The organism is Streptomyces sp. GbtcB6 (assembly GCF_019091475.1).
GTDB lineage: Bacteria > Actinomycetota > Actinomycetes > Streptomycetales > Streptomycetaceae > Streptomyces > Streptomyces hyaluromycini.
Map to the genome: position 1 here is coordinate 94,386 of NZ_JAGXJL010000031.1, position 23,868 is coordinate 118,253.

At 71.0% G+C, this 23,868-nt stretch carries 15 protein-coding genes and 1 pseudogene; 13 read left to right on the top strand and 3 right to left on the bottom strand.

Annotated features, from left to right (window positions below):
- Positions 1-69: 69 nt before the first annotated feature.
- The 3 genes from KVT45_RS38060 to KVT45_RS38070 all read left to right on the top strand — a co-directional run bounded on the left by KVT45_RS38060 (position 70) and on the right by KVT45_RS38070 (position 4,218).
- Positions 70-1,464 (top strand): FAD-dependent oxidoreductase, encoded by a 1,395-nt coding sequence (locus KVT45_RS38060; protein ID WP_308310987.1) that lies wholly within the window; start codon positions 70-72, stop codon positions 1,462-1,464.
- Between the two features lie 29 nt (positions 1,465-1,493).
- Positions 1,494-2,381, top strand: coding sequence for a TetR/AcrR family transcriptional regulator (locus tag KVT45_RS38065; RefSeq protein WP_217553754.1), 888 nt, complete (start codon positions 1,494-1,496; stop codon positions 2,379-2,381).
- 409 nt (positions 2,382-2,790) lie between these two features.
- Complete coding sequence (locus KVT45_RS38070) at positions 2,791-4,218, top strand: alkaline phosphatase family protein (RefSeq protein ID WP_217553755.1); 1,428 nt, start codon at positions 2,791-2,793, stop codon at positions 4,216-4,218.
- A gap of 87 nt (positions 4,219-4,305) precedes the next feature.
- Here KVT45_RS38070 and KVT45_RS38075 read toward each other — a convergent pair whose 3' ends face one another.
- Together KVT45_RS38075 and KVT45_RS38080 are read right to left on the bottom strand one after the other, a co-directional pair.
- On the bottom strand, positions 4,306-6,213 hold the full coding sequence (locus KVT45_RS38075; RefSeq protein ID WP_308310988.1) for an FHA domain-containing protein: 1,908 nt from the start codon (positions 6,211-6,213) through the stop codon (positions 4,306-4,308).
- Between the two features lie 583 nt (positions 6,214-6,796).
- Positions 6,797-7,819: a LacI family DNA-binding transcriptional regulator gene (locus KVT45_RS38080; RefSeq protein ID WP_217553756.1), complete on the bottom strand. Its 1,023-nt coding sequence runs from the start codon at positions 7,817-7,819 to the stop codon at positions 6,797-6,799.
- Between the two features lie 167 nt (positions 7,820-7,986).
- Here KVT45_RS38080 and KVT45_RS38085 point away from each other — a divergent pair, with 167 nt between their 5' ends.
- From KVT45_RS38085 to KVT45_RS38115, 7 genes are all read left to right on the top strand, one after another.
- Positions 7,987-9,258, top strand: coding sequence for an ABC transporter substrate-binding protein (locus KVT45_RS38085; protein ID WP_217553757.1), 1,272 nt, complete (start codon positions 7,987-7,989; stop codon positions 9,256-9,258).
- A 67-nt stretch (positions 9,259-9,325) separates the two neighbouring features.
- The gene (locus KVT45_RS38090) at positions 9,326-10,231 is read left to right on the top strand and encodes a carbohydrate ABC transporter permease (RefSeq protein WP_217553758.1); all 906 of its coding nucleotides are present in this window, start codon (positions 9,326-9,328) and stop codon (positions 10,229-10,231) included.
- A complete protein-coding gene (locus tag KVT45_RS38095; protein ID WP_308310989.1) occupies positions 10,228-11,139 on the top strand; it encodes a carbohydrate ABC transporter permease in 912 nt (303 codons plus the stop codon). The genes KVT45_RS38090 and KVT45_RS38095 overlap by 4 nt, the downstream gene beginning before the upstream one ends.
- A 2-nt stretch (positions 11,140-11,141) precedes the next feature.
- Positions 11,142-13,790: a hypothetical protein gene (locus tag KVT45_RS38100; protein WP_254647960.1), complete on the top strand. Its 2,649-nt coding sequence runs from the start codon at positions 11,142-11,144 to the stop codon at positions 13,788-13,790.
- Between the two features lie 48 nt (positions 13,791-13,838).
- Positions 13,839-15,542 (top strand): class I mannose-6-phosphate isomerase, encoded by a 1,704-nt coding sequence (locus tag KVT45_RS38105; RefSeq protein ID WP_217553760.1) that lies wholly within the window; start codon positions 13,839-13,841, stop codon positions 15,540-15,542.
- Positions 15,539-16,504, top strand: a complete 966-nt coding sequence (locus KVT45_RS38110) for an ROK family protein (RefSeq protein ID WP_217553761.1) — start codon at positions 15,539-15,541, stop codon at positions 16,502-16,504. Before KVT45_RS38105 ends, KVT45_RS38110 begins: the two co-directional genes overlap by 4 nt.
- Positions 16,505-16,536: 32 nt before the next feature.
- Positions 16,537-19,407: a hypothetical protein gene (locus KVT45_RS38115; RefSeq protein ID WP_308310990.1), complete on the top strand. Its 2,871-nt coding sequence runs from the start codon at positions 16,537-16,539 to the stop codon at positions 19,405-19,407.
- 64 nt (positions 19,408-19,471) lie between these two features.
- On the opposite strand, the gene KVT45_RS38120 is transcribed toward KVT45_RS38115, so the two are convergent.
- Positions 19,472-20,935, bottom strand: coding sequence for an aldehyde dehydrogenase family protein (locus tag KVT45_RS38120; protein ID WP_217553763.1), 1,464 nt, complete (start codon positions 20,933-20,935; stop codon positions 19,472-19,474).
- A gap of 238 nt (positions 20,936-21,173) precedes the next feature.
- Here KVT45_RS38120 and KVT45_RS38125 point away from each other — a divergent pair, with 238 nt between their 5' ends.
- The 3 genes and pseudogenes from KVT45_RS38125 to KVT45_RS38135 all read left to right on the top strand — a co-directional run.
- Positions 21,174-22,376, top strand: coding sequence for a helix-turn-helix domain-containing protein (locus KVT45_RS38125; protein WP_308310991.1), 1,203 nt, complete (start codon positions 21,174-21,176; stop codon positions 22,374-22,376).
- 97 nt (positions 22,377-22,473) lie between these two features.
- On the top strand, positions 22,474-23,472 hold the full coding sequence (gene ilvC / locus KVT45_RS38130) for a ketol-acid reductoisomerase (protein ID WP_217553764.1): 999 nt from the start codon (positions 22,474-22,476) through the stop codon (positions 23,470-23,472).
- 156 nt (positions 23,473-23,628) lie between these two features.
- A pseudogene (locus KVT45_RS38135) lies at positions 23,629-23,868 on the top strand (MFS transporter); the annotation flags it as partial.

The following is a 23,868-nucleotide window of genomic DNA, read 5'->3' on the forward strand; positions in this document are numbered from 1 at the left end:
TCAAGACCTAGATCGCAATTCCGCGAGGCATCTTGACTGGCGAGTCAACATTGCGACACGGTGACCGGCGTGACAACACGAGAAACTTCTGCCGTCGACACCGAGGTCGTGGTCGTGGGCGCCGGATACGCGGGGCTGACCACCGCGTGGCGGCCCGCCGACGCCGGGGTCGACGTGGTCGTCCTGGAGGCCGCCGACCGGGTGGGCGGCCGCGTGTTCAGCCAGGTGAGCCCGTCAGGGGTGCGCATCGACCTCGGAGGTCAGTGGATCGGGCCGAGCCAGCGACGGTTCCATGCGCTGGCGGCCCGGTTCGGCTGCCGGACGTTCCCGACCTGGGAGACCGGGCGGCACGTCGAGATACGCGCCGACGGCACCCGCGTGGACTACGCGGGCGCCGCACCCGACGCCGGACCGGGCATCGAGGAGTACGCACGCGTCACCGCCCTGCTCGACGAACTCGCCCGTACCGTCGACCTCGAACGGCCGTGGTCCACCCCTCGGTTCGCGGAGTTCGACGCCCTGTCGGCCGAGGACTTCTTCCGCGCGGAGACCGACGACGAGGACGCCCTGCTGCGGCTGGCGCTCGCGGTGCAGGGTGTCTGGTGCGCCGAACCGCGCGAGATCTCCTTCTTCCACGTGCTGTTCTACCTGGCCTCGGGCGGCGGGTACGAACAGCTGATGGAGACCCGCGGCTGCGCCCAGGACGCCCGGTTCTCCGACGGAGCGGACGCGGTGGCCCGCGCGCTCGCGAAGTCGCTGGACGGAAGGATCCGGCTGGGCGATCCGGTGCTGTCGATCCGGCAGACCGCGCACGGCGTGGCGGTGACCACCGGCCACACCGTCGTCCGCGCGCGGCGGGCCGTGGTCGCGGTGCCCCCGGCGGCGGTCGAGCGGATCGCGTTCGACTCGGTGCTGCCCGCCGGGCGGCGCGGCTGGGTGCGCCACTCGCCGATGGGACGGGTCGCGAAGGTGCACGCCGTCTACGAGGAGCCCTTCTGGCGCGCGGCGGGCCGCTCCGGGATCGCGACGCTCTACGGCGACAGCCCGGTCGGCGTGGTCTTCGACAACTCTCCCGAGGACGCCTCGCGCGGTGTGCTCGTCGCGTTCGTCTACGGCGACCGGCTCGACCGCTGGGCCGCCGCGACCGACGGCGAGCGGCGCCGCGAGGTGCTGGCCGCACTGTCCGCGGTGGCCGGCACCCGGGCGGACCGGCCGGTCGACTACGTCGAGAAGATCTGGCCGCGGGCGGGCTGGACCATCGGGGGCTACGAGTGTTTCGTGACCCCGGGGGGCTGGACCCGGTACGGGAGGGACGGGTGGCGGGAGCCGTCCGGACTCGTCCACTGGGCGGGGTCCGAGACCGCCTCGGTGTGGAACGGCTACATCGACGGGGCCATCTCCTCGGGTGAGCGCGCCGCGGCCGAGGTCATCGGCGCGCTGGCGGCCGTCCGGCAACCGGGGTGAACCGCCTTGCCTGACATACTGGCCCGGTTATGACCAGCATCGAGGACCGGCCGGCTGCGGCGGCCGCCGATCTGCCGGGACGCGTACGGACGGCGATCCGGGCGGCCGCCGTCTCCCAGCGCGAACTCGCCGACCGGATCGGAATGGACCCCACCGCCCTGTCCAAGGCGCTGCGCGGGACCCGGCGGCTGCGCGACGAGGGGGTCGCCGCCATCGCGAAGGCCTGTGGAGTCTCCACGGCCTATCTGGTCGAGGGAACCGGTCCGGAGCCCGTACTCCCGCCCGAGAGCGGGCGGGACCGGGCGCAGCCGGTGACGGCGCAGGAGCGGCGGGACCAGATCCTGGAGGCCGCGACCGTGCTCATCGCACGCCGTGGCTATCACAACGTGCGCGTCTCGGACATCGCCCGGTACTGCGGGACCAGTACCGCGACGGTGCACTACCACTTCCCGAGCAAGGAAGCCGCGTTGCACGCCGCGCTCGAGTACTACGCCCAGCGGTTCCGCACCCGGCTCGACGAGGAGTTCGGCCGGGCGAGTTCCGCACGTGACAAGCTGCGCCGCCTGATCGAGGTGCAACTGCCGGTCGCCTCCGACGACATCGACGAATGGTCGGTGTGGATCCAGTTCTGGAACCAGGCGATGCTCGAACCCCGGCTGCGGCCCGCGCAGCGGCGGATCTACTCGGGCTGGTACCGGGTCGTGGTGGAACTGCTGCACGAGTGCCGGTCCGAGGGCCTGGCACCGGAGGCGGACGTCGAGGCGCTCGCCGACCGGTTCACCGCGATGGTCGACGGCCTGGCGATCCAGATCCTCGCCAGCTCGACCGAGATGCAGCCGGACCGTATGCGCTCGCTCCTGCTGCGGGCCTTCGAGCCACACCTCGACCTGACCGACCGGCCTTCGCCGTCCCCTTGACGCTCCCGATGCCGAGCCGCCGAAGTGCCGGCGGTCTCACCGAGGCCGACCAGACACGATGGGCCGGTAGCAGCGGGAGCAGGAGGAAACGTCAGCTGGACGCGTGACGCGGCTTCACATTCGCATGGGGTTCGGGAGAGTGATCCGACGCCAGGAGCGGCATGCCGGTCGCCTGAGATCCATGCAGCGGCCACCGTTCCTCAACGCTCGGCAACACCCGTGCAACGAACGGGTGTTGGGCGTATCGGCTCGGCCAACTCCTTCCGTGCGTTGGCCCGGAGTTCACCGGCCTCACCTGACGCACCACGCCGCCCGGGGCCCAGAGTGAACGGCGGCCCGTCCGTGTGTCCGGGCCGGCCGTCACTCCCGCAAAGGTTCTCCTGTCGGAGAGCCCGAGGATGGAGCACCCATGGCTGAACTGACCCGCCGCAGACTCCTGGGCTCCGCCGCCGGCGCGATCGGCGGTGCCGCGGCCCTTTCCCTCCTGCCGCCCAGCGTCCAGAAGGCCGTCGCCACCGGACCGCCGAAGTACGGCTCCCTTCGCGACATCGAGCATGTCGTCATGCTGATGCAGGAGAACCGGTCCTTCGACCACTACTTCGGCACCCTGTCCGGTGTCCGCGGTTTCGCCGACCCGCACGCGCTGAAGCTGGCCACCGGGCGGTCCGTCTTCTACCAGCCCGACGCCGTCAACCCCAAGGGCTATCTGCTGCCCTTCCACCTCGACACGCACAAGTCGAGCGCCCAGGCCATCCCCTCCACCAGCCACGCCTGGTCAGTACAGCACCAGGCCTGGAACAACGGCAGGATGGACCAGTGGCTGCCCGCCCACCGCAAGGCCGACGGCGTCAACGGCCCGTATGTGATGGGCTACTACACCCGCAAGGACATCCCCTTCCAGTTCGCCCTCGCGGAGACGTTCACCATCTGCGACAACTACTTCTGTTCGGTCTTCGGCCCCACCTGGCCCAACCGCCTGATGTGGATGACCGGGACCATCGATCCCGGCGGCACCCGGGGCGGCCCGATCATCAGCAACGTCGCGCCCACGCCGTACCGCTGGACCACGTACGCCGAGCGCCTCCAGGCCGCCGGAGTCAGCTGGAAGGTGTACCAGGAGGAGGACGACTACGGCACCAACATGCTGGAGCAGTTCGCGACGTTCAGGAACGCACAGCCCGGCTCCGGCCTGTACGAGCGGGGCGTACGCCCGCAGCCCCACGGCACCTTCGAGGACGACGCCCGCAACGACCGGCTCCCGACGGTGTCATGGATCTGCCCCACCAGCTACCAGTCGGAGCACCCGGACTATCTGCCGGCCGCGGGTGCCGACTACGTGGCGTCGAAGATCGAGGCCATCGCGTCGAACCCCAAGGTGTGGCGCAAGACCGCCTTCATCCTCAACTACGACGAGAACGACGGCCTGTTCGACCACGTGGCGCCGCCGACCCCGCCGGCAGGCACGAAGGACGAGTTCGTCCAGGGACTGCCGATCGGCGGCGGGTTCCGTGTCCCGGCCATCATCGTCTCGCCCTGGACGGTGGGCGGCTGGGTCGCCTCGGAGGCCTTCGACCACACGTCCGCGCTGCAGTTCCTGGAGCGGTTCACCGGTGTCGAGGAGCCGAACGTCAGCGACTGGCGGCGTGCGACCTTCGGCGACCTCACCACCGCGTTCCGCTTCCGCAACACCCGCCCGCGTCCGCCCCGTCTCCCCGACGACACGGCCGAGCAGCTGGAGAAAGCGCAGGAGGAAGTGGCCACGCTGCCCAAGCCGCCCCTGCCCGGAGCCGCCCAGTCCTTCCCGCACCAGGAGAAGGGCCGCCGCCCGCACACCTGACCGCTCGGGCACAACGACAAGGCCGAGGGCCGACTCCGCCCGCCGGTAGGAGCAGTCCGGCGGGCGGGATGTCGGGTACCCGGCGTACTAGGCCTGGGCGGCCGGTTCCAGTGCCTCCACGGCCGCGGCGGCCGCGGACGAGTCCTGGCCGTAGAAGATGTCGATGTCGACCTCCTCGCCGCCCATCGTCAGCGTGTCCCAGGCGCCGCTGAGGACGAGCATGCGCAGGGTGGCGGGCTGCAGGGTGCGCAGGCGCTCCAGGATCGCCTCGTCGTCCGGCATTCCGGGCATACGGGGAGCCAGGCGGGCGCGGATGGCCTGCATGCGCTCCAGCAGCGTCTTGGTGTCCGCCTCGCGGTCGGGCTCTTCGGGGATCCCGTCGATGCCGTGGCCGATGATGTCCTTGATCGCCCAGGTGACACCCTGGTCGTCGGTGGTGACCATCGCCTTCCACGCCCGGCTCTTGTGCCGGTACTGCAGCATCGACATCGCCGCCTCGTGCCGGAGGAAGTCCGCGTCGCGGAACGACCTTCCGTTCCACGCCCCGTTGAGGGAGCGGGCCAGCGAGATGGCGGAGGCGAGGCCGCTGTTGAGGCCGCGGCCCGGCCAGAAGTGGATCGCGTTGGCGGCGTCGCCGAGCAGGAAGCCGTACGTGCCCGGCGAGTTGGTCGTGGGCGGCAGCAACTCGGCGGAGAAGCGGGGGCGTTGCACCATGTCCAGGCGGAAGCTGGTGACCGCCGACAGGTCGTCGGCCTCCACGCCGAACAGCAGCAGCCCCTCCTGCACCCGCCGCCACAGGGCCGAGCCCTTGACCAGGGCGGGCAGGAACAGCGTGCCGTGCGTCGAGCACTGGAAGTCGCCGTACTCGTCGCGGTCCATCAGGCACGGCCGGGAGGCGATGCACTCCTCGAAGACGCGGCGGACCGGGTCCAGGCCGATCACCTCGGCGGCCTCGGCGTCGGTCAGCCGCATGTTGAGGAAGCCCTCACCGCGCAGCGAGTTGAGCAGGAACCGGTTCTGGGCGACCGTCATCAGGACCGCCATGGGGTCGGTCAGGCCGGACTTCACGCGCAGGCCGAGGACGACGTCCTGGAGGTGGCGGCCGTCGAGGGAGTAGATCGACTCGTCGGCCTTGCCGAACCGGGCGGCGAAGTGGTCCCGGGTGCGCGACCGGCCGCCGTCGCAGATCGCGAGCACCTGCTGGCCGGCGAGCGCCTCCTGCTGTTTCGCCGCGTCGAACTTGGCGGGTATGAGACGTATCCGGTCCCGCTTCTCGTTGGCCAGCTCCAGCAGCCGGTCCTCGATGTAGGCGATGCGCATGTTGCGCGGGCTGTGGTCGCCGACCGAGTCCGGGCCGGAGGGCCACATCTCCGTGTAGTGCTCCGGGTCGAAGAGGCGCGCCTGGACCTCCTCCGGCCACGCGAGGTACTGGCGGCTCTGGACGGTCACCACCTGCTGGCGCCGTACGTTGCCCTCGTCCTGGCCCTTCCAGACGACGGTACGGCCCTGCTTGCGCCACCTGCCGTCGTAGACGGTGATCTTCACCTGGGGGCCGAGGAAGTGCTCGAGGAGCAGGGCCAGGGACAGACCGACGGGGCCGCCGCCGGCGACGGTGACCTGCAGAACGGGCCCCCGATCGCTCTCCTGCCCGGCGTGTGTGACGGACCGGGGCAGGGAGAGCGCCATCAGCGTCTCCATCGCGTCCGCCACCTCGAAGCGGAACTCCTGGTCACCGAGGGTGATTTCGTCGCCCGGCTGCAGCAGCCGGGACTCCACCTCGTCCCCGTTGACCAGGGTGCCGTTGCTGCTGGCAAGGTCATTCAGGACGTAGCCCTCGTCCTGGTCGAAGACGATCTCCGCATGGAAGCGGGAGACACTGAGGCTGGAGATGACGACAGTGTTCTCCGAGTTACGTCCGAAGGTGACGCGGGTGTCCAGGATCGGGATGCGCTCTCCCGCCAGCAGACCTTCGAGCCCGACGAGCACCGGTGCCACGGCACTTCCTTCCAGGAGTGGATGACATCAACATCGTTGCGGCACCACCGGACACTGCCACGCACGTCCACGCCGGGCGGCAGTCAACCGGCGGAACAGCAACACGCTTGACATATGGCCGAACCGTGAAATCGATCAGGTGTGACGGCGCCACGGTTCCCCTGACGGCGTCCGGCTTTCCTCACCAATCGCCCCCATCCGGGAGCCTATACTTGCTCAGCCAAGTATTTCCAGTGGGCGCCACGCTGCGATGTCGTCTCGGCGCAGCGGGAGTTCGCCACTTTCGGCCAGCGGCCCACGCCGGCGTGCGCGGGGCGCCTCGCACGGGCGGCGGCCGCGCCGTCGCGGTGGTCGCGAGGGGCATCGGATTTCGGGGGATCCGGGACCGTCCGCATGGGCTGGAATGCGGGGTGGATGTGTGCTGGATCACGGGGGCGGGACGACGTGCGCGAACCCGCCCCGGTCCAGGTCCCGGCGGCCCTCGCAATGGCTGTCTCCATATCGTGCTCCAGCTCGTTTCGAATAACGTTATCGCAGAGGTGGGGCCCCGCACGGAGCCCCGGCGAGGCACCGCTGCCCGGGCTCAGGCCGGGATCTCCCCGGAGCCGCGGACCTTCAAGGTGACCGGGACGATCACCGTCTGCACCGGGCGGCCGGGGTCGGCGATGCGGGCGCGGAGCAGTTCCACGGCCGTCTGGCCGATCTCGGCGGTCTGCTGGGCGACGACGGTGAGCGCGGGCTGCAGGAGGTCGGCCAGGGGCACCTCGTCGAAGCCGACCAGGGCCAGGCGGGCGGCAGCCTGCGGGCCGAGCTGCCGCAGGACCGTGAGCGTGGTGTCCATGTTGCCGGTGACCAGGGCGGTCGCCGGCTCCGGGCCGCGCAGTGCGGTGTCCAGGGCGGCGGCCACCCGCTCTGCGGTGATCTCGCCCGGGTGCACCAGGCCTTCCACGCCCTCGCCGTGGGCCCGCAGGGCCGCGCGGAAGGCGACGGCGCGCTCCCGGCCGGAGAAGACGCGTTCACTGTCGCCGATGTAGGCGATCCGGCGGTGCCCGTGCTGATGCAGGTGGTGGAAGGCGATGCCGATGCCGGAGGCGTTGTCCGACATCACGCAGTCCACGGAGATCCCGCTCATCGGGCGGTCCATGGCCACCACGGGCATGCCCGCGTCCAGTTCGGGCTGGAGGTAGGCGTGGTTCTCGCCGAACGGCTCGACGATGATGCCGTCGAGGCGTTGCCGGCACATGGAGACCAGGATGTCGCGTTCCCTGGTCTCGTCGAAGTCCGTGGAGGCGGCGAGGAGGGTGAGCCCCGAGTCGCGGGCGGTGCGTTCGATGGCCGCCAGTTCGGGGTTGACCTCGGCGATCCTGCGGACCGCGGCGCCGATGGTGCCGGTGACGCCGGTGCGCAGCTGCCGGGCGCGGTCGTCCGGTCGGTAGTTCAGCGCGGCGATCGCGGCCTCGACCTTGGCGACGTACTCCGGCCCCACCGTGGGGTCGTTGTTGACCACCCGGGAGACGGTGCGCAGGGCAACCCCGGCCTCGCGGGCGACGTCGACCATCGTCGGGCGCCTGGGCCGTCCCCCGCTGTCACGCCGTGCTCGCGTCATCCGGCAGCTCCTCCTCGAAACATCGGACCGATATCAGACCGGCCCTTGACACATTCCCGCAACGCGCTTCTATTCTCGCGATAACGTTATCCCGAAGGATGCCGTGGCGTCGATCCTCTCCGGTCCGCCCCCGTCCATCGGGCCGCATCGTCCCCCAGGAGACTTCCATGAGGCGCAAACGTCCGACCGTTGTCTGCCTCGCCGCAGCGCTCGCCCTCACCGGATGCTCTGCCGCGTCGACCGGGAGCGGGAAGGGCGGCAGCTCCCTGACCTATCTCACCTTCGAGACGCCCAGCCTCACCGCGAAGTTCTGGGACACCTCGATCGCCAACGCCGAGAAGAAGGTCCCGGACGTCACGGTGAAGAAGATCGTCGCGCCGAGCACGGACCGGGACGCGTACGCCAAGCAGTTGCAGGCGTCGGGGCAGTTCCCGGATCTGCTCCAGTCGATCACCCCGTCGACGTTCGCGACGGCCGGGCTGCTCAAGCCGTACGACCAGAAGTGGGTGAACGCCAACTTCCTGCTGCCCATGGGCAACGCCTACAAGGGCAAGGTGTACATCCCGCCGACCAACTCGCAGATCATCCCCGAGGTCTTCTACGACAAGAAGCTGTTCGCCAAGGCCCACATCACCGCGCCGCCGAAGACGTGGTCGCAGTTCATGGCCGTGTGCGCCAAGCTCAAGGCCGCCGGTATCACCCCGGTCGAGCTGGGGGGCGGCGATCCGTTCGCGGCGTCGATGCCGCTGGTCGGCATCCTCTCCGCCGATGTGCTGGGGAAGGACCCGAACTGGCTGCAGGAACGCTACGCCGGCAAGGTCCACTTCACCGACGCCAACGTCAGGGCGGCAGTGTCCAAGTACCGGACGATGGTGAAGAAGGGCTACTTCGAGGACGGCGCCCTCGGGGTCAAGTACGCCGACTCGATCACGAACTTCACGTCCGGCAAGGCCGCGATGTACATGATGGGCAGCTGGTTCCTCGGTTCGGTGCCCAAGGACCGCGCCGACGACTACGGCGCCTTCCTCACCCCCACCGAGGACGGCTCGCTCGTGGTGCCGTTCTCGGTGGGCGGCTCCATGGCGATCAGCGCCAAGACCTCCGCCCCCGCCAAGGCGACCGCGTTCGCCGAGGCCTGGTCGCTGGACCCGGCCAACTACAAGGCCCTGATCGAGGGTGACGGCGCGTTCCCGATGCTCAAGGGCAAGACCCTGGACGACTACGGCGTGCACGTCACCAAGGTCTTCAAGGACTCTTACTCGTACGTCACCCAGCCGAACACGAAGGTCTCCGCGTTCGGCTGGGCCACCAACGACGACTCCATGCCCTCCGGGCTCAACAACGCCTTCTACTCGGCCAGTCAGGCGCTGTTCTCCTCTGACGACGTCGACGGCCAGCTGGCCAAGCTGGACGCCGCCTGGGACTCGGCGACCAAGTAAGCCACCTCGTCGGCCCCGGGCCTGTCTGCCGGATCCGGGGCCGCCGATCTCCTCCGAGGGAAGAGCCATGACCACCCGAGCCGTGTCCATTCGAGTCCGCCCGCGCCGTGGCGACCCCGCCCTGGGGTCGATCGCGCTCGTCGCGCTGGGCCTGTACGTCCTGTTCATCGTGGTTCCCGTGCTCATGAGCGCCTGGAAGAGCCTCACGAACGAGAACCCGCTGCTGGCGCGGGCCGACTTCGTCGGCCTGTCCAACTACAAGGAGATGGCGCACGACAGCGCCCTGGCCGGAAGTCTCGGCTTCACCCTCCTGCTGGCCGGCGCGGTGACGCTGGTGGCCAACGCCGCCGGCATCGGGTTCGCGATGCTGCTCAACAGGACGTCGCTGAGCTTCCGGTTGATGCGTACCGTCGCGTTCCTGCCGCAGGTGCTGTCCGGTGTCATCGTCGGCTATGTCTGGCGCTACATCCTGGCCCGGGACGGCATCCTCAACCACGTCCTGGCCTCGCTCGGCGTCATCGACAAGCCGGTCACCTGGCTGGGCAGCCCGCACCTGGCCGTGCTGTCCGTCGGGATCGTGGCGGCCTGGGTGCTGACGGGGTTCACCACCGTCGTCCACCTGGCCGCGCTCCAGTCGATCCCCGTCGAGCTGTACCAGGCCGCGATGGTCGACGGAGCCGGCCGCTGGCAGCGGTTCCGGCGGATCACGTTCCCGATGCTCGCCCCGGGCACCACCATCAGCGTCACCATCTCGCTGATCACGATGCTGAAGCTGTACGACATCATCGCGGTGCTCACCTCGGGCGGCCCGGCCGACTCGACTCAATCGACCGCTCTTTACATCATCCAGCTCGCTTTCACGGACGACCGGTACGGCTACGCCTCGGCCGTCGCGATGCTGCTGCTCGTCGTCTCGGTCGTCATCGCGCTGTCGGTGACCGCCCTGCTGCGCCGCCGGGAGGTGGACCTGTGAGCACGTCGACCTCGCAACGGCCCGCCGTCCAGCCGCGGGCAGCAGCGCTGGGGGCCGTTCCCGTACCGGGCCGGGACCGCCGCCGTGCCTGGACCTCGCGGGGACACCTCGTGGCGGCCGGGCTGCTCACGCTGGCCTTCGTCAGCCCCGTCTACCTGACGATCGTCAACGCCTTCAAGTCACAGGACCAGATCATCCGGAACCCGGCGGCTCCGCCCGCCCCGCCGACGACGGGCAACCTCACGGACGCCCTGGCCCGGCCGGACCGGATCGTCCAGATCGGGCTCACCAACTCGGCGGTCACGGTCGTCGCCTCGGTGCTGCTGATCATCCCGCTGGGCGCGGCCCTCAGCTTCTGGCTCTCCCGGCGTCCGGCCCTGCTGCGCCGGATCGTCCTGGCGTGCTTCGGCGCCGGGCTGATGATCCCGCCCGCGGTGGTGCTGCTGCCGACCATCCGCATCCTGGCCTTCCTGCACCTGGACCACACCTATGCGGGGCTGGTCCTCGCCAACGTCGGCGGCGGCTATCTGTCGTTCGCGGTGTTCGTCTACTCCGGCTTCCTGCGGTCGATCCCGGCCGAGATCGTCGAGGCCGCGACCGTGGACGGCGCCAGGAGCCTACGGGTCTGGTGGACGATCGTCATGCCCCTGCTGCGCCCGGCCACCGCGACCGTCACGATCTTCCTGTCGCTGTGGATCTGGAACGACTTCATGAACCCGCAGTTCATCCTCGGCCCGCTGCACGGCCAGACGATCACCACCGGGATCTATCAGTCGGTCGGTCAGTTCTCCACCAACTACGCCCAGTTGTTCGGCGTCATGCTCCTGGCCGCGGTCGTTCCCGTCGCCGGATACCTCGCGTTGCAGAAGCAGTTCATCGCCGGACTGACCTCGGGAGCCACCAAGTGACCATGGAAACCGCCGCCGGAGCCGTGGACCTCGGCCGCTCCGGTGTGCCGGACCTGGAGGACGTCGCCGGGCACTGGGTCGGCGCGGACGAGATCGCGCACCTGCCCTCCCTGCGCAACCAGCAGGGGCAAGCGCACGTGAACCGCGACCTGACCTCGCTGTCCTGGCTGGCCGCACCGCCGTTCACCTTCGGCTACCACACCGGTGAACTGCATGTGGACGGCGTGGTCCCCGCCGCCCAGCGCTTCCTGTGGAAGCCGTGGGGCGTGCTGCGCGAACACCGCCGCCCGGACGGGCTGCTGCTGACCACCGACACCCGCATGGCACTGTCCCGGGACCTGCTCCTGTGGCGGATCGAGGTCACCAACGAGGGCGACGAGCCCAGGACGGTCGAACTGGCCCAGGACCTGTTCGCGATGGCCGCCCACTCGGAGGTGGGTTACGGCTGGCTGTACGACGGTCCGTGGAACCACGGCATGCACCACGACTTCATGGCGCTGGAGCGCATCCGGGCCACCACGGGCGGCGGCGGGCGGCACTACCTGCTCTCGCCGGCGGCGCGGCGGCTCCGGCTGGGCAGGCCGCGGGTGCCGGGAATCCAGCGGGACGAGGACCACGGTCCGATGCTCCTGGACGACGCTCTCCCGGCACACGTCAGCCACGACAAGGAGCCGGAGCCGCGGACCGGCGTGGCCGGAGCCGTGCGCGGGCTCGGGGTGACGGGCGCCGACGGCGGTGTGGTCCTGCGGGCCGACGGGACGATCGCGTTGACGCCCGACGGCGAGACGAACCTGGAATCCTTCGTGCTCTCCCCCGGCCTGACGATCGAGTTCGAGTTGCGGCTCGACGCGGCGGGGCAGTCCGGGACCGTCCTCACCCACGGCAACCACCCCGACTCGCTCCAGATCGGTGTCGAGGACGGCCGGTTGTGGCTCGGTATCACCGGGGAGCGGGAGCCCACCGACACCGAACTCGCCGTCGGGAGCTGGCACCACGTCCGTATACAGGTGGCGGCGGACGAGGTCGTGATGCGCCTCGCCGGTGCCGAGATCGCCCGTACCCGGCACTGGACCGAGTCGCGCCGCTGGGCGTCCGGCACCGAGGACGGCACGGTCACCTTCGCGGACTCCCGGTCGCCGGCCCGCGCCGCCTACGCCTTCGCCGGGCCGTCCGGCGAGCTGCGGGCCGAGGGCGCCGGCCACCGGGCGACCTGGACCTGCCAGGTCGAGCCCGGGCGGAGCGTGGTCATCGGGATCGCCTGCGCATACGGCACGGACGCCGGCACCGTCGCGGCACAGGCCCGTACCGCGGCGGAGGACTTCGAGGCGACGATGCGGGCCGGCCGGGACGGCTGGCAACGGCTGTGGGCCGCCATGTTCACCCCGGGCAATCCCGACTTCTCCGGGCACCTGCCCACCTTCACCACCGAGGACGCCGGCCTCGCGCGCACCTACTACATGGGGGCCCTGCAGGCGCTGTACCTGCGCACCACCCGGATCCGGCCCGGTGAGCCGGTGTTCCTCACCGGCGGCCCCCGGCTCGGGCCGACCACCACCTACTTCTGGGACCACTGCGAGTGGAGCCGCCTGTACGCCCTGCTGGAACCGGCCGGACTGCGCTCCTGGCTGCTGCGGGTGCTGGCCGGTCCCTACCGTGACTCCTTCGGTGTGGAGAACCTCGGCGGCGGGCCGCTGGGCAACGCCTACAGCTCCACCGACTACGCCCTGTTCAGGCTCATCGAGCACTACGTCTGCATCACCGGCGACCTCGCCTTCCTCGACGAGACGCCCGGCGGGACGACCGTCCTCGGGCACCTGGAGCGGCTCGGGCTCGGCTGGCGGGACAGGCGTGCCGCGGCCACCGGGGGCGTGCTCGCCGACTTCGGTGCCGATCCGTGGCAGCTGCTGGAGTGCGTGCCCACCTACACCGGTGTCGTCGCCTCCTTCAACGGCGCCTACGTCGCCTCGACGCGCTCGCTGGCCGGGCTGTACCGGCGGCTCGGCCGGCCCGCGGACGCCGAGCGGGCCGAGGCCGAGGCCGGCCGGCTGGCCGAGGCGCTGCTGGACCTGTACGCCGGGGCGGGCCGCTGGCGGATCCTCCGCCCGGACGGGACCGACACGATCGGGCACTGCCTGGACTTCGGTCTGGTCGCCTCCGCCCTCCACCGCGAACTCCCGGACCGGACACGGCGGGAGATGGCCGACTTCGTCACCGGCCGTCTGCTGGTGGGCGGTTGGATGCGGGCGCTCAGTCCCGACGATCCGATCGCCGCCGCCTCCGACCGTCCCGACCACGGCGCGGCCGGTGCCTTCGCCGCCTGGCCCGGCGTCACCGCCCACGGCCTGGCGCGCCTCGGCCGTCGGGACCGGGCGGTCGCTCTCCTGCGCGACCTCTCCTCGGCCGCCTCGGGCGGGCTGTGGGGTCAGGCCATGGAGATCGTCACCGGGCCGGACGGCCGGCTCCGGGCCCGCGTGGCCGAACGCGGTACCTCCGTCCGTGACAACATCGCGGGCGCGGCCGGAGCCGAGGCGGTGCTCTCGGCCCTGTTCGACATCAACCCGACGTTCGGGACCGACCGCACCGCAGGACTGCCCGCCGCCCGGTCCGTCGAGGGCATCGGGACGCTCACACATCTCGGCCCGGTCGCCTGAACGACCCGAGCCACACCCTCAAGGCCCCACAGAAAGGCCGACATCGCCATGTCTGCAGTCCGTGGCTACGAAGCCGAACCCTGCCACAGCATCAACGGGGAGGTCGGCACCGGATACCGCGACGCGGTCGCCGGATTCGCTCCCGGGCCGGTCCTCGCCGTGGACGGCCCGGTGGCTGTCGACTGGGACACGGTCGCCGCCGGAATCAGCGAGGCGCTGGCCGCCCGCGGTGTCGCGGCGAAGCAGATCGACATGCGGGAGCACTTCGCGCCCTGGCCGGACATCCTCGCCCGCACCGGGTCCGCCGTACTGGACGACGACCCGGACTTCGCCCCGTTGTCCCGGGCGGGCCTCGCCGACTTCTTCACCGGGCTGCCGGAGCCCGGGGCCGCCGCCGACGCGGTCACCGTCGTCGTGGGGCCGGGGGCGGCCCTGGTGCCGCACGACCGGCTCTGGTACGCCGACCTGCCCAAGCGGTACGCCGAGGCCGGGATCACCGGCGGCAGCGGCCGCAACCTGGGGCAGCCGGCCGGTAGCGGTGCGGGCACGACACGCCGGCTGTTCTACATCGACTGGCCCGTCCTGGACCGGCATCGCGACACCCTCCTCGCCGACGTCGACCTGTGGCTGGACGTCCAGGACCCGCAGGCTCCGGCCTGGCTGGACGGCAGCGCCCTGCGCGACGCCCTCGCCGGCCTGGCCCGGCGGCCCTTCCGCACCCGCCCCACCTTCAACACCACCTCCTGGGGCGGGCACTGGGCCCAGGAACGGCTCGGCTTCAACCGCGAGGCGCCCAACACCGCGCTGGGCTACGAGCTCATCGCGCCGGAGAGCGGAATCCTCGTCGGCAGGCCGGACGGCCCGCGGGTCGAGGTCCCGCTGCAGGCGCTGGTCGCGCTGCACCCCGAGGAGGTCCTCGGGGAACCGGTGCACGCGATGTTCGGCACCTCGTTCCCGATCCGCTTCGACTATCTCGACACCGTCGGCGGCGGGAACCTGTCCGTGCACTGCCATCCGCAGTCGGACTACATGCGGCGGGTGTTCGGCTGGCCGTACACCCAGCACGAGACCTACTACATGATGCTCGGCGGGCCTGGCAGCCAGGTGTTCCTGGGGCTGCGCGAGGGCGCCGACCTCGCGGCCTTCCGGCGGGAGGCGGACCGGGCGGTGCATGAGGGCGTGGCGTTCGACATCGAGCGCTATGTGCAGACCTTCCCCGCCGACCGGCACCAGCTCTTCCTCATCCCGGGCGGCACCCCGCACGGCAGCGGCGCGGGCAACGTCGTCCTGGAGATCAGCGCGACGCCGTACCTGTACAGCCTTCGCTTCTACGACTGGCTGCGCAAGGACCGGGACGGCAGGCAGCGGCCGGTCCACGTGGGCCACGCGTTCGAGAACCTGGATCCGGCCCGCTCCGGGGAGGCCGTGGCCAGGGACCTGGTCCAGGAACCCCGCACGCTGCGCTCGGGCGAGGGCTGGCGCGAGGACGTCATCGGGCGTCTTCCTGAGATGTTCTTCGAGGTGCGGCGCCTCGAACTGGCACCGGAGGCCGTCATCGACGACGACACGGAGCACCGCTTCCATGTCGTCAACGTCGTGGCGGGCGACGGGATCCTGCTGGAGACGAGCGACGGGCACCGTCGGGAGCTGGCGTACGCCGAGACCCTGACCGTGCCCGCCGCGGTCGGCGCCTACCGGGTGCGGGCCCTCGGTGCGGGCCCGGTGCGGTACGTCAAGGCGCTGGTGCGATGAGCCCCGGCGACGGGACCGTCGTACCGGTGCTGGAGGTCGGCGGCACCCATGTGACCGCGGCGAGCGTGGACGTCGGAAGCCGCGCCCTGCGGGAAGACCGGTCGTTCCGGGAGGCGATGGACGGTGACGGCAGCGCCGAGGACATCGTGTCGGCCCTGGTCCGCTGCGCCGCCCGGCTGTCCGTGCGGGGCCCGGCCCGGTGGGCGGTGGCGCTGCCCGGTCCCTTCGACTACGAGCGGGGCATCGGCCGGTACGAGGGGGTCGGCAAGTTCGACTCCCTGCGCGGGTTCGATCTCCGGGCCGCGCTGACGTCGGCGCTGCCCGGCGCCCGTGGTGTGAGCTTCTGGAACGACGCGGACGCGTTCGTCCTCGGCGAGTGGTGGGCCGGGGCGGCGCGCGGGCACCGGCGCGCCGTCGGGATCACCCTCGGAACCGGGGTGGGCTCCTGCTTCCTGCGCGACGGCCGCATCGTCCGGCACGGGCCGGGGGTCCCGCCGGACGGGCGGGTCCACGCCCTGCGGTACGCGGACGCCCCGCTCGAGGAGACGGTGTCCAGACGCGCCATGCGCCGGGCCTACGCCCGGTCCACCGGCCAACAGGCGCCGGACGTACGGGAGATCGCCCGCCGGGCGCGGCAGGGGGACCGTGCCGCGGCCGGTGTGTTCGCCGGGGCGTTCCGTGCGCTGGGAAGCGTGCTCGGGCCGTGCGTCGCGGCCTTCGAACCGACGGTTCTCGTGGTCGGGGGTGCCATCGCGGGGGCCTGGGACCTCGTCGCCGAACCGCTGCGGGCCGGGCTCGCCGAGGCGGGCGGGGTCCGCGACGGGCAGCTCGTCGTCGCCGCGGCGCGACAACCGGCCAGAGCCCCGCTGCTGGGCGCGGCCTACCTGGCCACGACGTACGGACGAGCGGCCGCACCCGGCCGCTCGGAATCACCCGCTCGCCATGGGCGGGACACCGGATGAGAAGACCGGATGAGAAGAAAGGTCACACCGCAGTGACATCCTCACTTCGTTACCGGAGACGCGTCAGCACGCTGCTGGCCGCGGCGCTCGTGGCCATCGGCCTGACCGCCGTCCAGGGCGGTTCGTCCGCCGCCGCACAGACCGCCGGTGATCCCACGCCGGCCCAGGCGCTGCGTACCGTGGCGCAGTTCCGGGGCGTGTGGGACTCCCCGCCCACCACGCTGGCGAACGGCGAGACCGTCGACGCCCCGCTGCTGGGCAACGGCGACGTCGGCGTCGCGGTCGGCGGGTCCATCGACGACCAGACCTTCTACCTCGGCAAGAACGACTTCTTCTCCACCGCCACCAACGGCATCGAGCCGCTGGGCCGGATCGTGCTCTCCGTCCCGGGCCTGGCCGGCTCCGGCTATCACGTCGTGCAGAACATCGCGCAGGCGCAGGTCGAGGGCACCTACACGCTCGACGACGAGAAGCTCTCGTCCACGAGCTGGGTCTCGGCGACCCGGAACCTGTTCGTCACCACCCTGCGGCTGTCCGGCTCACGCTCGCAGCAGGCGACCGTCACCGTGCAGGACGGGCACGGGAAGACCCCGGCGACGTCGAGCAGGAACGGCGTACTCGACGCCGACGTGCAGGCCGGCACCACCGACGCACCGGGCAACCCCCAGGCCCGTATCGCGACGAGCGTGCGCGGCAGCGCCGCGAGCGTGTCGGGCAACCGGATCAGCCTGACCCTCAGGCCCGGCGTGACCTACACCGTCGCCGCGGCGATACAGAGCAGCCACGACACGTCCCGCTACCAGTCCGTCGCCCACGCGGCGGCCGCCGCGCTGACCGACGGCTCGCCGGCCAAGCTGTACGCGGCCCACGAGTCCTGGTGGCGGGAGTACTGGTCCCGGTCGTTCGTGCAGATCCCCGACCAGGCCGTGGAGAAGAGCTGGTACGGCTCGCTCTATCTGCTGGGCTCGGTCTCGCGCGCCGGGAAGTACGCCCCGGGCCTGTGGGGTAACTGGATCACCGGGGACATGAACTGGTACGGCGACTACCACGCCAACTACAACTACGAGGCGGCGTTCTACCCGGCGCTGTCGACCAACCACGTGGCCCAGATGGGTTCCTACGACGACCCGATCCTGGACTGGATGCCCAGAGGCAAGGCGAAGGCCGCGGCGGCCGGCTACCAGGGCGTGCTCTACCCCGTGGGCATCTCGCCCAACGGCACCAGCGCCGCCGACGACCTGTACAACCAGAAGTCCGACGCCGTGAACTTCGCCAGCGACATGGTCATGAAGTACGAGTACACCCGCAGCGCCTCCTACGCGCGCAAGGTCCTTCCCTACCTCGAACAGGTCGGGCTGTTCTGGCAGCACTACCTGACCTGGGACGCGGCCACGGGCACGTACATCATCGAGAACGACGCGCCGCAGGAAGGCGGCGTGTACCCGCAGACCAACAGCATCCTCTCGCTCGGGCTGGTGCACCTGCTGTTCCAGGGCCTGATCGACATGAGCCGCGACCTGCACATCAACGACTCGCTCGTCCCGACCTGGCAGCACATCGACAGCAACCTGGCGCCGCTGCCCACGATGTCGCGGAACGGCCAGACCGTCTTCCGGCAGACCTCCGAGGGCTCGGGCTGGGTCAGTGACGGCAACGACGTCGCCGTCCAGGCCGTCTACCCCGGTCTGCAGGTCGGGCTGAACAGTTCGGCCGACCTGCTCCAGACCGCCCGGAACACCGTCGCGCAGCTGAACAACTGGCACAGCGACAACTCCCCGGCCACCCTGTACGCGGCCGCGGCGATGGTCGGCTACAACCCCAGCACACTGATGGACGAGCTGCACGCCGAGGCCACCGCCTACTCGTACCCGAACATGGCGGTGCACCACTACGGCGGCGGCATCGAGAACCTCAACGTCACCACCTCGGGGCTCGACGAGATGCTCCTCCAGTCCGTGCAACACGACATCAAGGTCTTCCCGAACTGGCCCACCGACTCCAACGCCAAGTTCGGCGGCCTGCTCGCCTACGGCAACGTCCTGGTCTCCAGCAGCATCCGGAACGACGCCGTCGAATACGTCCGGCTCACCAGCCGGTCCGGCGGGAACGTCACGGTCACCAACCCGTGGCCCGGCAAGACCGTGGAGTACTACGCGGACGGCGTCCACAAGGGCACCCTCTCGGGCACCACGATCAAGCTGCACACCACCGTCGGCGAGACCGTCGACCTCGCCCCGGCCGGCACCAGCGAGGCCACCGTCCGGCACGAGTTGTCCCAGCCGGCCAAGGCCGCGACCACCACGTCGCTCACCACCGGCTTCGAGACCGGGCAGACCCAGCCGACCTGGACCGACACCGTCGACAACGCCGACACCCACGGCGACGGCAACTACGGCATCACCGGCCTGTGCTGCGGCCTCACGGGGCCCCAGGCAACCGTGCGCACCGGCGAACAGGCCCACACGGGCGACGCCGCGCTGATGTACTCGGGCTACGCCAACGGCGGTTCGTACGACCACGCCTACATGCAGGTCTACGGCTTCAACGGCGCGCCGCTCACCGTGCGCGGCGACACCACGCTCAGCTACTGGATCTTCCCGCAGTCGAACGCCACCACCCCGTGGGTGGACGCCGGTTCCGACAACAGCACGTGCGTCGCCGTCGACCTGGTCTTCACCGACGGCAGCAGCCTGCGGGACTCCGGTGCCACCGACGGGTCCGGCAACGGGATCCATCCGGCCCGGCAGTGCGGGCACCTGACGCCGGACACCTGGAACCACGTGTCCGTGGACCTCGGCGCGGTCAAGGCGGGGCAGGCGATCGGCAAGATCCTCCTGGGCTTCGACCACGGGGGCGCCACGGGTGGGTACCGCGGCTACGTCGACGACGTGAGCATCGGCTGACGCCGAGGATCCGCGGAGGTGGGCCGGCGGCTGCCGTCGGTCCACCCCCGTGGTGCGTCGGTGGTCAGGCCGTCTCGGGGAGGGCGACGTGGACATAGGTCTTGGTCTCCTGGAACTCGGCGAGGGACAGCGGTCCGCGCAGCCGGCCCAGGCCGCTCTGCTTGACGCCGCCCTCGGGGAAGCCCTCGTCCAGCACGAACCAGGAGTTGGTCCAGACGGTGCCCGCCCGTACCGCGCGGCCGACCCGCCGGGCGCGGTCGCCGTCGCGGGTGAAGACGGCGGCCGCCAGGCCGAACTCGGTCGCGTTGGCGCGGTACACCGCCTCGGCCTCGTCGTCGAAGACCTCGAAGGTGGCGACCGGTCCGAAGACCTCCTCCTGGACCAGGGTGGCGTCGAGGTCGGCGATCTCGATCAGGCTGGGGCGGTAGAACGCGCCCGCGGCGAGCGGTCCTTCGGTGACCGGTCCGCCGCGCACGACGGCCTTGCCGCCCTGTTCCAGGGACTCCTCGACGAGGGCGTCGACCCGGCGCACGGCGTTACGGTCGACGAGCGGGCCCATCTGCGAGCCTTCGTCGTCCCCGGGACCGACGACGACCGACTCCAGGGCGGCACTCAGCCGTGCGCGGACCCGGTCGGCGATGGAGCGGTGGACGAGGATGCGGCTGCCGGCCATGCAGAACTGACCGGCCCCCAGGGTGACGCCCAGCGTCAGCAGGGGCAGGGCGTGGTCGAGGTCGGCGTCCTCGAAGAGGATCATGGGGGTCTTGCCGCCCAGCGCCATGTTCATCCGCTTCAGGGTGACCGCGCCGGTGGCGACCACCAGCCGGCCGATGGCGGTGCTGCCGGTGTAACTGACCGCGTCCACCTCGGACGAGGCGGCCAGGAACGGGGCCCCGGTGTTGCCGGACTCGGTGAACATGTTGACCACCCCGGCGGGAAGCGAGGGCACCTCGGAGATGATGCGCGCCATCAGCGCGTTGGTCAGTGCCGTCTGCCCCGGCAGCTTCACCGCCACGGCGTTGCCCGCGGCCAGGGCGGGGCCGAGCGAGCGCAGGAGCAGCGCGATCGGCGACTCCCACGGCACGATGATCGCCACGACGCCCAGGGGCTCGCGCAGGCTGCTGAACCAGATGTGCCGGTCGGTCTGCGCGAACGATCCCGTGTCGGTGGTCAGGTCGGCGATCGCGTATCTCAGCGCGCCGGTCGCGAACCGCGCCTCCAGCCGGGCCTCGCGGAGCAGCTTGCCGTTCTCCGCGGTGAGGACCCGGGCCAGTTCCTCGGCATGGGCGTCGAAGGCGGCCGCCAGCTCGGTGAGTACCGTGCGGCGCAGGTCCCGGTCCGTGGACCAGGCGGTCGAGGCGAAGGCGCGGCGGGCCGCGGCCACGGCCGCCACCGCTTCCGCGCGCCCGCCGTCCGCGTACTCCCCCACGACCTCGCCGTTGGCCGGATTGACCGACTCGGAGACAGCGGCCGAGTCCCGCCACTGCCCGCCTATCCAGTGCCGGGCCGTCCCGTCGTTGTCGTACATCGCGTCACTACCTCCACGGCACCGGGCTTCACACCGAGTTGTGTACCCCTCCCAGCGAGAGACTAGGAGCCGTATACTTGCTTTGTAAAGCAAATCTTGATGGCGCGGTGGGAATCCACTGCGTGGGCAGGACAAGCCTGTTGCGGGGCACATCGACAGCCGGACGTGCGGCCGATCATCCTGGGGACAGCGACTCGGCGACCGGCCGGGGCCGGAGCGGCAGGACTGAGGTGTGAAGGTGACGGACGGACCCGCCGACGGTCTCGCCAAGCTCGTCGCCGGTCTCCTGGAGCGAGCGGACGAACTCGGCGACGCCATGGCCGAGCGCATCCGGTCCGAGGCCAGCGACCACGGCGGGAACTGCGTTCCGCTGGCGGAACTGCGCGAGTCGTGCCGCGTGGAGCTGCGCAACGTGCTGCGGGCGCTCGCCGGAGAGGCCCCGCTCGACCCCTCGCTCGGCGCCGACACCGGACGCAGACGCGCCCGGCAGAACGTGCCGGAGACCACGCTGATCGCCAGCTACCGCGTGGGCATCAGGTTCATCTGGGAACTGCTGATCGCGGAGGCGGCCGAGACCGGCCTGGTCGACCACGAAGGCCTGGTCACCGCGGTGTCCTCGATCTGGGCCGTGCAGGACAGGCTGATCGAGGAAACCATCGCCGGGCACCGCGAGGCCACGACCGAACTGCTCCGCAACGCCGAGCAGGAGCGCTCCGCGCTGCTCGAAGCCCTCCTCACCAACCGCAGCCTCGACGCCGGCACGCTGCTGGCGGCCATCGACGTGCTGCGCATGCCGCGCTACGGCCGGTTCGCGGTGGTGGCGGCGGAGGTGTCGTCGTTCGGCCGCCACCCGCTTGCCCGGACCGAACAGGCCCTGCGCAGAAGCGGTATCCACTCGGTCTGGCATCTGCGCCCGGACACCCACGTCGGCATCGTCCAGCTCGGCACGGAGCGGCAGTACGACCAGCTCGTCGAGGTGCTGGAGGGCGAGGCGGTCAGCAGGACCGGCGTCAGCCCGCCGTACGAGGACCTGTACGACACCGGCACCAGCCTCTGGTACGCGAAGACCGCCATGCAGGGCGGGCGTGCGGGCGGCTGCGCCGTCACCGTGTTCGACGACTGCCTGGTGGCGGTCACCGCGGCGGCCGCGCCGGAGATCAGCCGGCGCCTGGCCCGCAACGTCTTCGGCCCGCTCGACACCCTCCAGCAGGCCGAACGGGACGTCCTGCTCGACACCCTGGAGACCTGGCTGGCCTGCGGCGGCTCGACCGAGGAGACCGCCCGCCGCATGTACTGCCATCCGAACACCGTGCGCCAGCGCTTCCGCCGGATCACCGAGTACACCGGCCGTTCGACCTCCGAGCCGCACGGGATCGCCGAGCTCTGCATCGCGCTCTACGCGCTCAGGCAGAACCCGCTTCGCACGACAGAGACCCCGTAGCCGAGACCGCCCGCGCGACCGCGGGCACGGCGCACCTTCATCACCCCTCACCCTCACCCTCACCCTCACCCTCACTTCCAGGAAAGGCGTGTCCGTCATGGCCGAGATGTTCTACGACGACGATGCGGATCTGTCCGTCGTCCAGGGCCGGAAGGTCGCCGTGATCGGATACGGCAGCCAGGGGCACGCCCACGCGCTGTCCCTGCGGGACTCCGGTGCGGACGTCCGCGTCGGGCTGCGGGAGGGCTCCGCCTCGCGGGCGCGGGCCGAGGCGCGGGGACTGCGCGTGCTCACCCCGGAACGGGCCGCCGCCGAGGCGGACGTCGTCATGATGCTCGTGCCGGACCCGGTCCAGGCCGACGTCTACACCGCGGCGGTGGAGCCCCGGTTGCGGCCCGGCGACGCGCTGTTCTTCGCCCACGGGTTCAACGTCAGCTTCGGGTTCATCGATCCGCCGATGGACGTGGACGTGGTGATGGTGGCGCCGAAGGGGCCGGGACACCTGGTGCGCCGCCAGTACGAGAAGGGCCTGGGCGTGCCGTGCCTGGTGGCCGTCGACCACGACGCCACCGGGGGCGCGCTGGCGCTCGGGCTCTCCTACGCCAAGGCCATCGGCGGCACCCGGGCCGGGGTCGTCCTGAGCACCTTCACCGAGGAGACCGAGGCGGACCTGTTCGGCGAGCGGGCCGTACTGGCGGGCGGGACCAGCGCGTTGGTGAAGGCCGGGTTCGAGACGCTGGTGAACGCCGGGTACCAGCCGGAGGTCGCGTACTTCGAGTGCCTGCACGAACTCAAGCTGATCGTCGACCTCATGTACGAGGGCGGCCTGGAGAAGATGCGCCGGTCCATCTCCGAGACCGCCGAGTGGGGCGACTACGTCAGCGGGCCGCGCATCGTCACGGACGCGGTCAAGGCCGAGATGCGGGAGATCCTCGCGGAGATCCAGGACGGGTCCTTCGCGGCCGCGTGGATGACCGAGTACCGGGCGGGCCTGCCCCGGTACCACGAGTACCGGAAGGCCGACGGCGAGCATCTGCTGGAGACCACCGGCCGTGAGCTGCGCAAGCTCATGAGCTGGGTGGACCAGAGCCGCTGAGCCCCCGGCCCGGGGTTCCCGGGCCGAAGCACCCCTGTCCGTCCCGGCTCCCGCGGACCGGCGCCGTGCGTCCCCGTGCGCGCACCGCTTCGCGCGATGACGCCTGCCCGCGTCCCGGGCCCACCGACCGGAAGAAACGGAAGACACCAGACCGCCATGTCCGACTCTCCCCCCACCTGGAACGTCCAGCGCTGGACCCTCGCCGTGGTGTGCACGGCGACGTTCATGCTCCTCCTCGACCTCACCGTCGTCTTCGTGGCCCTGAGCAGCATCCAGTCGGACTTCCACGCCGGCCTGGGCTCCCTGCAGTGGGTCGTCGACGCCTATACCGTGCCGCTCGCCGGGCTGCTGCTCACCGCGGGCACCGGCCGGCCGGGATCGGGGAGATCGGCGAAC

Bases quoted from the DNA above. Each gene is read 5' to 3' on its own strand.
- KVT45_RS38085 (WP_217553757.1), top strand. From the start codon at position 7,987: ATGAGGCGCAAACGTCCGACCGTTGTCTGCCTCGCCGCAGCGCTCGCC.
- KVT45_RS38080 (WP_217553756.1), bottom strand. From the start codon at position 7,819: ATGACGCGAGCACGGCGTGACAGCGGGGGACGGCCCAGGCGCCCGACG.
- KVT45_RS38110 (WP_217553761.1), top strand. From the start codon at position 15,539: ATGAGCCCCGGCGACGGGACCGTCGTACCGGTGCTGGAGGTCGGCGGC.
- ilvC (WP_217553764.1), top strand. From the start codon at position 22,474: ATGGCCGAGATGTTCTACGACGACGATGCGGATCTGTCCGTCGTCCAG.
- KVT45_RS38070 (WP_217553755.1), top strand. From the start codon at position 2,791: ATGGCTGAACTGACCCGCCGCAGACTCCTGGGCTCCGCCGCCGGCGCG.
- KVT45_RS38090 (WP_217553758.1), top strand. From the start codon at position 9,326: ATGACCACCCGAGCCGTGTCCATTCGAGTCCGCCCGCGCCGTGGCGAC.
- KVT45_RS38105 (WP_217553760.1), top strand. From the start codon at position 13,839: ATGTCTGCAGTCCGTGGCTACGAAGCCGAACCCTGCCACAGCATCAAC.
- KVT45_RS38120 (WP_217553763.1), bottom strand. From the start codon at position 20,935: ATGTACGACAACGACGGGACGGCCCGGCACTGGATAGGCGGGCAGTGG.
- KVT45_RS38065 (WP_217553754.1), top strand. From the start codon at position 1,494: ATGACCAGCATCGAGGACCGGCCGGCTGCGGCGGCCGCCGATCTGCCG.
- KVT45_RS38100 (WP_254647960.1), top strand. From the start codon at position 11,142: ATGGAAACCGCCGCCGGAGCCGTGGACCTCGGCCGCTCCGGTGTGCCG.